The 13,548-nt window shown below is 48.8% G+C and carries 10 protein-coding genes; 4 read left to right on the top strand and 6 right to left on the bottom strand.

Annotated features, from left to right (window positions below; all coding sequences use genetic code 11):
• The first annotated feature begins 78 nt into the window (after positions 1-78).
• Positions 79-327 carry a hypothetical protein gene (locus CWB99_RS01105; protein WP_138553245.1) on the top strand — a complete coding sequence of 83 codons (249 nt, stop codon included), beginning with the start codon at positions 79-81 and terminating at the stop codon, positions 325-327.
• A 105-nt stretch (positions 328-432) separates the two neighbouring features.
• Here CWB99_RS01105 and CWB99_RS01110 read toward each other — a convergent pair whose 3' ends face one another.
• The 3 genes from CWB99_RS01110 to chrA form a co-directional block, all read right to left on the bottom strand.
• Positions 433-3,153, bottom strand: coding sequence for a methyl-accepting chemotaxis protein (locus CWB99_RS01110; RefSeq protein WP_138553246.1), 2,721 nt, complete (start codon positions 3,151-3,153; stop codon positions 433-435).
• Positions 3,154-3,282: 129 nt separating this feature from the next.
• Entirely contained in the window at positions 3,283-4,116 is an 834-nt protein-coding gene (locus CWB99_RS01115; protein WP_138553247.1) for a mechanosensitive ion channel family protein, read from the bottom strand.
• 132 nt (positions 4,117-4,248) lie between these two features.
• Positions 4,249-5,397, bottom strand: coding sequence for a chromate efflux transporter (chrA, locus tag CWB99_RS01120; RefSeq protein ID WP_138553248.1), 1,149 nt, complete (start codon positions 5,395-5,397; stop codon positions 4,249-4,251).
• 107 nt (positions 5,398-5,504) lie between these two features.
• On the opposite strand from chrA, the gene CWB99_RS01125 reads away from it, so the two are divergent.
• The gene (locus tag CWB99_RS01125) at positions 5,505-6,464 is read left to right on the top strand and encodes a LysR family transcriptional regulator (RefSeq protein WP_138553249.1); all 960 of its coding nucleotides are present in this window, start codon (positions 5,505-5,507) and stop codon (positions 6,462-6,464) included.
• 391 nt (positions 6,465-6,855) lie between these two features.
• Here the strand turns inward: CWB99_RS01125 and CWB99_RS01130 are convergent, their stop codons facing one another.
• From CWB99_RS01130 to CWB99_RS01140, 3 genes are all read right to left on the bottom strand, one after another.
• Entirely contained in the window at positions 6,856-9,336 is a 2,481-nt protein-coding gene (locus CWB99_RS01130) for a beta-N-acetylhexosaminidase (RefSeq protein WP_171045228.1), read from the bottom strand.
• A 449-nt stretch (positions 9,337-9,785) separates the two neighbouring features.
• The gene (locus tag CWB99_RS01135; protein WP_138553251.1) at positions 9,786-11,000 is read right to left on the bottom strand and encodes a serine hydrolase domain-containing protein; all 1,215 of its coding nucleotides are present in this window, start codon (positions 10,998-11,000) and stop codon (positions 9,786-9,788) included.
• A 222-nt stretch (positions 11,001-11,222) separates the two neighbouring features.
• On the bottom strand, positions 11,223-12,035 hold the full coding sequence (locus CWB99_RS01140; RefSeq protein WP_138553252.1) for a spondin domain-containing protein: 813 nt from the start codon (positions 12,033-12,035) through the stop codon (positions 11,223-11,225).
• Between the two features lie 228 nt (positions 12,036-12,263).
• Between CWB99_RS01140 and CWB99_RS01145 the strand changes: the two genes are divergently transcribed.
• Positions 12,264-12,650, top strand: a complete 387-nt coding sequence (locus CWB99_RS01145; RefSeq protein WP_138553253.1) for a hypothetical protein — start codon at positions 12,264-12,266, stop codon at positions 12,648-12,650.
• Positions 12,651-12,771: 121 nt separating this feature from the next.
• Positions 12,772-13,530: a substrate-binding periplasmic protein gene (locus CWB99_RS01150; protein WP_138553254.1), complete on the top strand. Its 759-nt coding sequence runs from the start codon at positions 12,772-12,774 to the stop codon at positions 13,528-13,530.
• Positions 13,531-13,548 lie beyond the last annotated feature (18 nt).

Genomic DNA, 13,548 nt, shown 5'->3' on the forward strand with positions numbered 1-13,548 from the left:
ATCTACAGCACCAATACTGGCGCAGACAATGGCAGAGCTGATATGCTACGCGCTTTTAGCGACAACTGAGTAAAAAACATGATTGACGACAAAGAACTGATCAGCACGCTGGATGAACTGGAAGCCTTTTTGAGGTTGGTGGAAAGTGGCGGCCTGGGCCTGAATAATGCCGCAGGTGTTGCACTGGCGACCAATAATAGCAATGGCCGACCGTTTGTAGCGGTACTGGATGACAATCATCAGCTGATCCTCGGCCGCTGGGTCACTCAGGACGTGTTTGACAATGGTAAGGACCTGGTACGCCAGGGGCCGAAAAAAAGCCACTAAAATTCCACAGCTCAGATGTATCGGGTCGCTTTGATTTGTTTGTGACGAACTCAATACGGGTAAATTTGAGTATAGTTTTATTCGCGAATACCAACCGAGCAGCCGCTAAGATAAGCGGCTCTCATCCAGATGGAAAAATGCGACCTGATCGGTCAGTACTCGTGCCTGGTTTTCCATGGTTTTGCCCGACTTTGACGTGGTTTCCACCAAAGAGACATTTTGCTGGGTAATGCCATCCATTTGCGCAATGGTTGAACATACAGCGGCGATACCGGATGCTTGCTCCTTACTGGCATCGTCAATGTTGGCGACCATGTCGCTGACCTGTGCAATCGACTCCGTCAACTCATCGAAAGTTGTACCAGAATCGTAAACCAGTTTGCTGCCTTCGCTCACAGCATCGACGCTGTTTTTGATGAGTGTTTTTATCTCTTTGGCTGCGCTGGCACTGCGTTGTGCCAGGTTGCGCACTTCACTGGCCACGACGGCAAACCCTCTGCCTGCCTCACCCGCTCTGGCAGCTTCAACGGATGCATTCAGTGCCAGCAGGTTGGTTTGAAAGGCAATTTCATCAATCACGCCAACGATATCGGAGATTTTTCGGCTGTAGTCTTCAATATTGCCTACTGCACTGATGGCATCCTCAATGGTGTGCTTACCGCTGACGGCTTTTTCTCGGACAACCGCTGCCCGTTCAGATGCAGTGGTTGCGCTGATCGCATTGTTTTTCACGGTTGCGGTAAGTTGCTCCATGGTGGCCGCCGTCTCCTCCAGGCTGGCAGCCTGACTTTCAACACGGCTATTGAGCTCTTCATTATTGCTGGCGATTTGTCTGGCGATGTCAAACACTTGTGCAGCACCGTTGTTAATTGTCTGCACCAGCTCACTGAGTTTATCAAACAATCCATTCATCGCCTTGGTCAGGACAGAGAAATCCTCTCCCAGTTCTGCCGTGATACGGTGGGTTAAATCGCCTTGCTCAAGCGCAAAAATAGCATCTTTGATATGCTGTACGGCTTGCTTTTGCGCCGTGATATCCGTGGCATACTTAACGACTTTGACCGGGCGACCATGCTGGTCCAGGATGGGGTTATAGGTTGCCTGTATCCAGACCTCAGTCCCATCTTTGGCAATTCGCATGTACTGTCCTGAGTCAAATTCACCACGATTGAGCTGCGCCCAGAACCTTTGATATTCGTCACTTTGCGCCTGTTCCGCGGTGGCAAACATACGGTGATGCTGGCCTTTCACCTCGTCGAGTGCATACCCCATGGTGGCCAAAAACAGGTCATTGGCCCAGACAATAGTGCCGTCCATTTCAAACTCAATCACCGCCTGAGATTTATGAATAGCCTGTACTTGTCCCTCCAGATCTGCCGCTATCTGTTTCTGACGCGTGATATCCATGGCGTATTTAACGACTTTTAGGGGGTTACCTTCATCATCACGGATGAGATTATAAGTTGCGCTGATCCAGATTTCTTTGCCCCCTTTGCGATATCGACAAAACTCACCAGCGTTAAAGCGGCCAGCTCTCAATTCAGCCCAAAACTGCTGATACTCTTCGCTTTGCGCATATCCGGACTCAACAAACAGTCGGTGGTGTTGCCCGATGAGCTCCTCTTTTTGGTAGCCCATCGCTTCAAGAAAATTGTCATTGGCGTCTAAAATGGTGCCATCTAACTCGAACTGGATGACTGCCTGGGAGCGGTTTATGGCATCTATCTGGCCCTGGGCTTCAAAAGCCCTGAGTTTGTCTGCGGTGATGTCAGAGGCGAACTTCATGATCTTCCAGAGCCGGCCATTTTCATCGTAGAGAGGAGTATAGTGTGCCTGGATCCAGACGGGATCGCCGTGCTTATTGACTCTCTTGAATTCACCAGACTGCAGCTCGCCCCGTCCCAACGCTTGCCAAAAAGCGGTGTACTCTTCACTGGCAGCATCTGCCGCTGTGACAAACATACGATGGTGCTGCCCCTGGACCTCCGTCAGCTGATAGCCCATGACATCGAGAAAATTCTGGTTTGCGGTCACTATGGTGCCATCCAGGGTGAACTCAATAACCGCCTGTGCATGGTGGATCCCGTCAATCTGGCTGGTCAGGTTGATCAGGGTTTGGCGCTGCTTTGAAATATCGCTGGCATATAGCAGGATTTTCGATATCTGTTGCCGGCTGTTTGCCACGGGAACGAGCTTAGCATGTAACCAGGTGAACGTTTGTTCATCAATTTGCCAGTTAAGGTCACATTCAACATACTCGCCCGCACAAAGTGCTTCCCAGTGGGTTTCATCAAGCGGCTTGTTGACCACAAACTGCTGATAATGCTCATTGAGCAAATGCTGTTTTGGGGTTCCCACCAGGTTTGAAAAATGGTTATTGGCATTGAGTATGGTGCCCCGCAGGTCCAGCTCTGCTAAGGCTTGCGCGTCTGACAGCGCCTGAGTGATTAACGCGCTGTCCATCAAAGGCTGATACTGTGCGGTAACATCCTGTAGCACGGCAAAGGACTGTGCGTTATCTGCCAAACAAAATTGCACAGAGACATTGTACAGAGACCCTTCGGTATTGTGCATGGTACAAATCAGGGTTGTATGTTGTTGTTGGCTTTGCAGTGCTTCATAAAGTGTCTGATAGTCGCGTTGATCATTGCACAGAGCCGACAGCGTTTTAGGGACCGCGCTGTTTGCAAAGGCCAGCATAGTTCTGAAAGCCTGACTGGTAGCGAGTATATTGCCCTGCTGGTCGAGTTTTAGCCAAGGTAATGTTTGCGGTAAGGTGATTTGTGGTTCCGAAGTTTTTGTTTTAGCAAAGCCGAAGAGCGCCATATCACGTCCCAGTATGTTGTCATTTATCTATAAATACTATAGACAAGGAATAACAGTGCACCAAAGTTTGGCGGTTAGATTCTGTTTATATGGGGCAAGCATTTGGTATGCTGCCCCAGTACATGAGTCTCAGGCGTCACTTTCGTTGACCAGAATAACCTTACGATGGGGGAAGGGGATCTCGATGTTGGCCTCATCGAGTGCTTTTTTTATCTGTTCAGGCACGGAATAAAGTACATCAAAGTAATGTGCTCCTTGGCAAAATGGCCTGACCAAAAAGTCGACAGAGCTATTGTTGAGTGACTCCACTTCAACAAAAGGCGCAGGCTCCGATAAAATATGAGGATGAGCCTGCAATACGGATTGGATCACAGCTCTTGCATCATCAATACTCTCACTGTACGCAATGCCAAACCGCATATCGACACCACGGATACTGTGATGGGAATGATTAACAATTTTGCTGCCCCAGATATGACTGTTCGGGATCACTATCTGCTGGTTGTCAAAGGTCTGCAATATTGTAGTAAACATATCAATTTCAGTCACTTTACCAAACTGGCCTGCGGTGTCGATAAAGTCGTTGACCTTGTAGGGGCGGAAAATGAGCAGCATGACGCCCGCTGCGAGGTTGGATAAAGTGCCTTGCAGTGCCAGCCCTACTGCAAGCCCGGCGGCACCAAGCAATGCAATGATCGACGCGGTTTGCACGCCAAAACGGTTAAGCACTGCGATGCCGACAAAGGCCAGTACAGTGTATTTGGCGACACTACCAAAGAATTTAAATAATGTGTCATCCAGCTTATCGTAGCGGTTTGCAACAGACACCACGGCTTTATAAGCTTTGCCCGCCAGCCAGATGCCAATGAGCAGAATAAACAATGCCAGTACTAAGTTAGTCGCCCAGTCAACGGCCACAGGTAAATATTGATTGATATCGATTTTTTCTAGAAAGCTGTCCATAGACCAACCTCGGTATAAGAGTTTAATGAATCGCCTTTGTGCGCTTAAAAACTAGTTGCTGATCCGAGATTGTTCAACCTGAATGGGATTAGATTGCAAAGAAGGAGAGTATGCATCCCCTCCTGCGTAGCACTAAACCAGCCCCATAGTCACGCCAGCCAGCATAAAGGTGATCACCAGCCAGACAATATGCAGCTTCAGTTGTTTTAACAGGTAAAAACCCACCAGGACCAGGGCTATGTCCTGTGTTGATTGCACTGCACTGGTAAAAACTGGCTGATAGAGGGCAGCCACCAACAGGCCAACCACGGCGGCATTGACGCCGCTCAATGCGCCTGCAATAGCGGGGCGTGAGGACAGTAATTGCCAGTTTTTGAGCACCCCCAGCAATAACAAAAAGCCAGGCAGAAACACGGCCAAAGTTGCCAGTAGTGCACCTGTGATTGGGTTTGCAGGCATCAATGCATAGCCGAGGTAAGTCGCAAATGTGAACATCGGGCCGGGAACAGCCTGAGCAGCGGCATAGCCAGTTAAAAATGCATCCTGACTGAGGCCGTCGCCGAGGATATTTTGCAACAGTGGCAGAACCACATGACCGCCGCCAAATACCAGGCTGCCAGCCTGATAAAAATCATTAAACAGGGCAACAGACGGGGTCAGATGGGCAACAAAAGGCAGGCCTATGAATAAACCAACAAATATAGCCAAAGGCAGCCAGTTTGCCTTAAAAGGTGAACCGGGGTGTGTCGTCTGGGAGTTCCCTTTCAGGAAAAGCATACCAACCAGAGCCGCCACGATCAGTACACCCATTTGAGTCATAATCCCCGGCAGCAGCAACAGGGCTATTGCCGTGATCAGACACAGGCTGACTGTGAGCGTGCTTTTGCAAAAGTTTTTATACATTCCCCAGGCCGCATCAGCAACGACCACAACGGCAAGCAGTTTCAGACCATGCACCAGGTTCTGAAACACATCCGTGTCTGTGACATGGCTGGCCATCAGGGCAAGGAGCACCATGATAATGACCGAGGGTAAAGTGAAACCAACGAAGGCCGCACAGGCGCCTCCCAGACCACCGCGTTTGTAGCCAAGCGCAAAGCCGACCTGGCTTGAGCCCGGGCCAGGTAAGAACTGGCTTAATGCTACCAGCTGAGCATAGTCAGCATCATCCAGCCACTTGAGTTTCTCCACAAAGGTTTGGCGAAAATAACCAATGTGGGCAGCCGGGCCACCAAAGCTTATCCAGCCGAGTAAAAAGAAGGTTTTAAAAATAGCGAACATAGTAGCGTGTGCTCTGTTATCAGGACTGCCGATAGAGTAAAAAATGACGTAGAATGATTCAAATTAATAGTTTTGATTCACACTATGAACCATATAGGATTGAGAGTATGAGCTTCAATGATGTGCCATGGCGCCAGATAGATCTCAATTTACTGGTCGCATTTGCCTATTTATATCGTTGTCGCAGTGTCAGTCAGGCGGCCGAGCAAAGTTGTGTCAGTCAGTCGGCAATGAGCCACAGCCTGGCAAGACTAAGACGCTTGTTTGACGACGAGCTGTTTGAGCGCAAAGGACATGTCATGGAGCCCACCGAATATGCCCATCAGATCGCTCCTGCTCTGGAGCAACTGCTGGATACTTTGTCCGAGACGTTGCTCAATAAAGCTCAGTTTGTGCCGCAAAAGTATGACGGGGTTTGTCGCATCGGCCTGACTGATTATGCTGAACTAAACTTTGCGCCTGTGATTTACGATCGCATTCGTGCAGAGGCGCCTAAAGCGCAGATCAGTTTTGTCAACGTCAATCGCAGCAACTACATAACCCTGACCGAGAAAGAGAAGTTGGATCTGGTTATTGGCAGCATTACCGAACCAGACGAGTCTTTTGACAACCTTATCTTGTACACAGAGCGCCATGTTTGCCTGGTTGACCCCGCACAGTTTGCAACGCAAATGCCCTTGGAACTGGCGGCCTTCGCTGAGACTGAGCATGCCTTGGTCAGTCCGGATGGGCGTTTAACTACTCAGGTGGACCAGTTGCTGGCCAGAGCGGGATTAACTCGCCGGGTAACTGTGGCAAGCCGTAATTTCCTGACGATACAGCGCTTGCTCAGACAGCGCCGCCTGGTTGCCATTGTGCCACTAAAAATGGCGCAGCTGGCATGCGAAGATGCTGGCCTGAAGTATTTTACGCCACCATTACCGGTACCGGACTTCGATATAGCTATGTTGTGGCTGAAGAAACGTCAGCTGGATGACAAAAGTTTATGGCTCAGAGGGTTAATAGGGAATGTGCTGACAGAGCCGACTGTGGGTGATGACACAGGAAAGCAAGCGGGCTCTGGCTAGTACCTAATAACTAAGGTGGCTATGGCGCGAGTCCATAGCCTGGTCGGCTAACGGCCGTTGCACTCCTTGGTAGGGCAATCTTCCGTGTAGGAATCATCACATTCACCCGTCCCGCTGGTGTTTTGGCACTGATCTACAATGGAGAAATGACCTCCTGCAATCTGGCGAGTGGCGGCTTTGTTGAGATGCGTGCTGTCTAGCGTTAGTGACTTCAACTTTTTCTTAACTAAACTTATTTTCATTAAAATTTTCCTTATACAATTTAAAGCACATTAAAACTACAATCATAATCACACTAGAAACCCAAAAAAGAAACAATATTTCAATATATGTTACGTTTTTATGGCATTGCGCGATGTCATATCAAGAAATAACCTAAACTACGGGTGTATTAACGAGCCATGGCGACGGAATCCGACGAGGTTCCATCTGCACGACACGCCTCCAGCAAATGTTCACTGAAAACCCCTGCTGCAACGACTATCTCTGTAGTTTTATTCTGGATCTCCTTCAGGCGTTCGGCAAAGTGCTGCATGCGCTGTGTTGAGACGGATGGCCTGACTGTACAACTGCGAATAATCGCCAGGCTTATTTCATTGATGGCACTGGCTTGTGTCAGAGTTGTCTGCAGTCCATGCAACGTCGGAGTTTTGGCAATAAGAGGCGCTAATAAGCGGTAATCAGTATGCCAGGCTTTAAGCGTGGCGGTAATGTGCTGCAACGCGTTGCCATCGCCTTGTCTGAACTGTGCCAGTTTTTGATAGAGCATTAGCATGGTTTGATTCTCTACTGGCAGGAAGTCCACCAGCTGATCCAAGGGGGCATTCTGATGATACAGCCCCTGCTGATATTTTATGTGATGGCGGGTATAGTAGCTGGCAGGCTCCAGCTGTTCGGCAAAACGTGCCAGCACTGCCAGGTCTGCATCACTGGACTGGGAGCTGAGCAGTGATTGCAGACCCCGGCGAAATTGCTTGTCATGGTGCAAGCCAATGGCATCGGCAAAACTATATAATGCATAAAGGCGCTGATACATGGCCGCTTCATGACTCACTTTTCGCTCGGACCAGAGACGTTCAGCAATTGTAAACAGGCGCGGCCAGCTGCGTATATCGAGGTTTTGCTCCGTCACCAGCTCACTCCACAGCGTCGCCTCGCCGCCTAAAATATTGCCTTTCGCCTCTGCGTTCATGGCACTCAGGAAGGGCATATTTACAAAGTCAGCATGAGAAAAATGCGCAGCCAACTTACCTGTCACCGGATAGACTGCGTTACCAATGAGGATCCGTCCTGAAATACCCGTTTTCGCATCAAGCGTCAGCTCGGCGCGGGTCGGCCCCATCCAACTGTCAATAGTGGCATTGAGTCGCGACAGACCCGCATCGGGTGATATCAAGTGACTATCGAGTCGGGCTTGCTTAAACGGCCTGTCATTAAGTTGTATGTAGGCGTGGCGGACCGATTGCTGGTGTGCCACCAGTACCAGTTTACCCCTGACTGCACTGCCTTTGAGCCTTGGCATGGTAAAGTCCCAGGCCTGAATCGCGTCCTGAGTGTTTAACGCGTGTGGTTGCTGCAGATCAGTATCGAACGGTTCATTACGATAATGGTAGCTGGCAGGCTGTGGCTGGTCGATATAAAAGCCGGCTGATAACAACGCCGGGTATCCCTGAGCCGCAATTTGGCTGAGGCTGGCTTTACCACGCCAGGATTGAACCATTACATCTTTATCCAGCGCGGGATGAAATATCTCGTCCCAGCCCATCATTTTTTTGTTGTGACTACGCAAGATGACCTGTACTTTGTGGTTAAAATGAGCCTGAAGATCGGCACTTGTATTTAGCTTATGCTGGTGCATATATGACTGCACACGCTCACTGTCCTGCCAATGTTTTGGATTTACTTCATCGCCTCCAATATGTAAATAAGGGTCAGGAAAGAGTTCGGCCAGTTCAGCGACAATGGCGTTAATAAAGGCATAGACCTCAGGTTTACTGGGGTCCAGCAAGGGTTCAAACACGCCCCAACCATCTTCCATCTGATAGGGTTTCACTTCTGTCATCAGCTCGGGATAGGCCACCGCAATAGCGGAGGCATGCCCGGGCACGTCAAATTCAGGGACTACTCGGATCCCAAGGTTGCTGGCGTATTCAACAACCTGCCTGATTTCGGCCCCGGTATAATACTGACCATCCGAGGCAAGCTGGTGTAGCCTGGGATACGTTTTTGACGCGAAGCGCCAGCCCTGATCATCCGTCAGGTGCCAGTGGAAGACATTCAGCTTAGCTGCGGCCATACCACGCAACTGACGCTTAATTGCCGGAATCGAAATAAAATGGCGGACGCTGTCGAGCAGCAGTCCACGCCAGGGAAATCGGGGGCTATCTTCTATGTGCAGAAGCGCCAGTTCTCGGCTGTCGCGGGCAACATAGAGTAGCTGGCTGAGAGTGGCCAACGCGTGCAATGCGCCAAAATCATTCGGCGCGCTAATCGTTATGCCAGTTTGGGTGATACTGAGTTGATAGTGTTCATTCTGCCCGAGTTGTGGATGCTGATGAGAGGCACCTTGTGGAGTCTGTACAGTCACAACTAAGGGCAATGAGGGCTCGGAGGCGGCAGCCGACACCTGATAACCAAACTCAGTGAATTGCTCTCGATAGTAAGCCTGAACAAATGCGCTGCGCTGAGCTGACAGACCATTTAGCGACAGTACCAACGGCCGATCTAATGTAAGTGTTTGTGCCGACTGCACGAGCGAGGTGGGCGCAGGCATCAAAATTGGCGTGTGGTTATGCGCCTGAACCTGCCCAGTAGTAAGCACCATTAAGCAAATAAACACGCCATAAAGCAAAGCCTTAAGATGAGTCATCATAGTGATCATGTCCCTGAAAACATCGAGCAAAAAGAGGTCTATAAAATCGTGTTTATGGGAACAGTGCAAATGAGAGATTTTCAATCAGTCAGGTAATGCTGCCTAAGCGTTGTAATCCTGCGTACAGTTTTTTTGCACAAATCCGGATTAGTACCTGTAAAGCGTTTCACAAAGCCAGCTCAGGACTTTTGCAATGCCCGGACCTTAAGTGTTAACTGGCCATTGCCGAATTCAAAGAACCTGCACAAAAGCCGGAGCTGATTAACATGTCAAACAGCGGGGTGATCGAAAACCAAGATTATGACGGTAAAACTAATGTGTTAGAGGAAGCGACTCGCTACCCATGCCGATTCCCAGAGTAGGGTTGGTGTACCTCCAATGAGAACGCTGGTTGACCTGTTTAATAAACAGTGAGCCTCAGCCGGTATGACCACCGGCTGAGACCATGATTAGAGTTCATTAAAGACTTTGGCTCGCAGTGCTTCGCGAAACGCGTTAACCATATTGTGCTTGTCTTGCTCTGTTTGGCGGTTAAATACGCGGTTGTAGAATATGCTGATGCTGACGTCTTCTTTCGGGTAGTAATAGCTCCTTGATATATAGCCATTGTTGTAACCGCCATGCATATAAGCCACTTTACCTGACAAAGACGAAAAAGTGCTTTCTTCTGTTTTGCGCACAATCCCGGCACCGTACTCCCTGGTTGCATCCATGGTGTTCAGGTTTTCGAGCATTTGCGTTTTAATCGCCGCGTTAAACGGTGCCTGGGTTTTACCAAAGGCGCTGAAAAACAAGCTAAGATTTTTTGGTGTGCTCACCATTCCCCCATCTGCAGCGCGATACCCCAGCTTGATGTGGCGGTAGCTAGTGAGGCCGTCCTCTTCCATTTCATAGCCATGTACCAGTTCGCCACCCGAAGCTTCCCTCTGATTGTAATAGGTTTCGGTCATCCCCAGTGGCTCCAGGATCTGCTGGCGAATCGCAATAGCAAGATCGTAGCCCAGTAAGTCATCCAGTATTATCCCAAGCAACAGGTAGTTTGTGTTGGAGTAGTCGAAACGACTATCGACTTCAAACTGTGCTGGCTCATCATAAATATAGCTCAACATTTCAGTGACTTGCCAATCGTGATTAGGCTCTGCTTTGATTTTATGCCAGAACTGCGGAACACTCAGGTAGTCCTTCAGGCCGCTAGTATGACGCAGCAGGTGACGGACTCTGATGGTACTGGTATTAGGCAAACGAGCGTTAATCTCTTCGGGCAGGTAAGTGTTGATAGGGCTGTCCAGATTAATCTGGCCTTGCTGGGCCATGAGGTGTGCCAGCGTCGAGACAAAGCTCTTAGTATTACTAGCAATACGGAACAGATGCGCCGGTTTGAGTGGTTCATTGGTGTCTTTATTGGCCAGGCCACTGGTGTAGGTTGAAGACCACCCAGGTGTATCTATATAAACCGATACACCAGTTAATCCTGCCTCAACGACCTGATCAAGCAAGCTTTGATAATCAGCATGGATATCAAACTGAATAGGCTGACTGGAATCACTGGGCGTGATGGGTATATCAGCCGACTTAGGCTTTGAGGAATGGGTCACGTTATTATCACTGCCGCAGCCACTGAGCATCAGACAGGCGGTACAAACCATCATTGAAGGAACTTTCATAGCTTTGCCTCTTGTTGTTTTATTCCGGTTATATCAGCCGCTTTGCAGGTGAGTGTCCTGATCGATAAGGAAACACAAGCGTAAAGTTCAGAAGAGGCGAAGGTATTAATTTAAGGTTTTGAATTTAAAGGTTAACTTATTTCCTGTGGCTATGGTTTAAGTGGCGGAGTCAACGCGTGATGTAGCGCTGACCCGAAACAGGTAAGTGGAAGGCGAGCACAATTACAGGCGCTTTATTTCTATCATACCAATATAGTCACCTGACTGGGCATGCACCCCTTGTGAAAAATCGCTGTCACTGGGGTCGCTGGTAAGTAACATAATCGGCTCAGCGGGGCTGGTGGCCTGGTTCGCTGAACTAAACCGCGGCCCGCTGTCGCTGCCTGCATCATACACCATAAGCTGAATGGTCTGACTATCAATCCACTGGTTGTCTGTAAACAAAGGGAAGCTTTCTAGGCCTATAAACCAGTCCGGACTCGGGGCGACCATAGAAACGACACTCAACAGAGGGAATTGCTGACTGGCTTCAAAGGTAAATGTGACGCTTTTGGCACTGCCTGAGACACCAGACTCATCAATGAGGTAATTTGAGTTACCTGCGTTCTGAATGGTGCTGATTTCGTCTTTTAGTGCGGATTTAGACCCTGTTTCAGCCATACTGATCATGCCGGCAGAGGCTGTGGTATCCGGTTTGAAGATAAACCCATCTTGATTATGGGTGAGCCCGACCAAAGGAGAAAAGTGAGAATTTCCTGGGAAGTTAGTAGGAAAATTCTCGGCTTCCCAGGTCCGGGTAAAGGTGAGTTGATAAGTCACGGTTTCTGCAGCCTGATCACCGTCATTGGCATTGGTGTTAGTACTATCGCTGTTGCCAGAATTCGAGCTTGTATCCGTGCTGCTTTGTGTATTTGTGCTGGTTGTTGCACTGGTTTCAGTGTTACTGGTGCTGGTTGGTTCTCCACCACTCCCTCCACCACAAGCACTCAGAGTAAATAATACCAGTGCGCAAAAAGGTATACTTGCTATGTTCATATTGGCCTCGTGTTAGTGAGTCAGAATGTCGACAAGAAGACCTGACAACCGGCAAGGTCATTTCACTTATTTGTACAATAAATGTACTTTTTTGCGGCAGGTTATTAAAGACGCCAGTGGTGTATGCGTTCAGTATCTTCAGTTTGTACCTACATGAGAGATCCTCAACTGTTTTTCTACAACGAGTATGTAACACTCTTAAGGCATTTCGTTTTTCAAGGAACCTATATGAAATCTCTAATTTTAACGGCACTTTTGAGTGGCACAGCCATGGCTAATCCTTTACTGGGCAGCTGGGAATTCGTCGAGGGGCAGTACGCAACGGAATCGGGTATTGTCTCTGCTAAGGCGCCCGAGCTAACCTCAGTTAAATTGATCACACCCACGCACCATAGCTACATCACCCAAAGCCAGGGGAAATTCAAATACGCGGGTGGAGGAACCTATGTACTCAAAGGTAACCAATTTATTGAGACCTACGAGTATGGCAATGTCAGTACTCTGTTGGGCAGAGAGATGGCCTTTACTTATAAGGTTGAAGGAGAGCTGTGGCACCATGAATTGTATGAAAATGGCAAGTTTGTGGAGCGGGAGATTTGGAAGAAAATAAAATAGCTTGGCTGTATCGTCAAAAAGTATGAAACTTTACGCGCTATGTTTAATTTTGTTGAGTAAATTGCAATTATTTCTGTGCCCCCTAGACTAACAGTAAGGTAATTTTGGTACCGGGGGCGTGGTGAAACTTTTTGCAGTTATGGGTATGGTGCTTTGGCTTTTCACTGTATTACCAGTCAGAGCGGCCACGCTACAGGTCGTGACCGAGTACTTATATCCTTATCAAATCAAAAATGAGGATGGCAGTTTAGGTGGGTTTATGACCGAAGTTGTTCATGCTCTGTGCCAGCAGGCCGGCGATATACCCGACATAAGGGTGATGCCCTGGGCGCGTGCCTACCAAACAGCCTTGACGACACAGAATGTACTTATCTATTCGATTGTACATACCGAAGCGAGAAGCCCTTATTTTAACTGGATCGGTGAAGTCAAAACGGATCCTATCTATTTATGGGGCCTGGCCCGACGCTTCCCCGCACAATCTGACTCGCTGATGTTACTTAAAAAATATCGCGTGGCGGTCCTGCGAGGTTCTAACGTTGCCCAGTATCTGGCAAAACACCAGTTTTCAAACCTCAAACCCCTCAGCTATGAAGATCAGCTGTTGCGGATGTTGGAAAAAGACCGCCTCGATCTGGTGGTAGGGACTGAGCAAACCATCTGGCAACGAGCGACTAAGGCAGGTATGGATTTCAATACCCTGGCCAAAGTTGTAGAGTTGACAGAGCTTAATACAAACCTCAGCATTGCCTTCAATATTACCTCTGACCCTAAGCTGGTTGCCCGCTACCGTGATGCGTTTTCGACTATCAGTAGTAACGGCAAGTTAGCTGGGATACAGCAAAAATGGTTTGACTATATTCAGTTTGCAAAACACTAAGCCAGACCCGGTTTAGTC

It is taken from the genome of Pseudoalteromonas rubra (assembly GCF_005887095.1).
GTDB lineage: Bacteria > Pseudomonadota > Gammaproteobacteria > Enterobacterales > Alteromonadaceae > Pseudoalteromonas > Pseudoalteromonas rubra_E.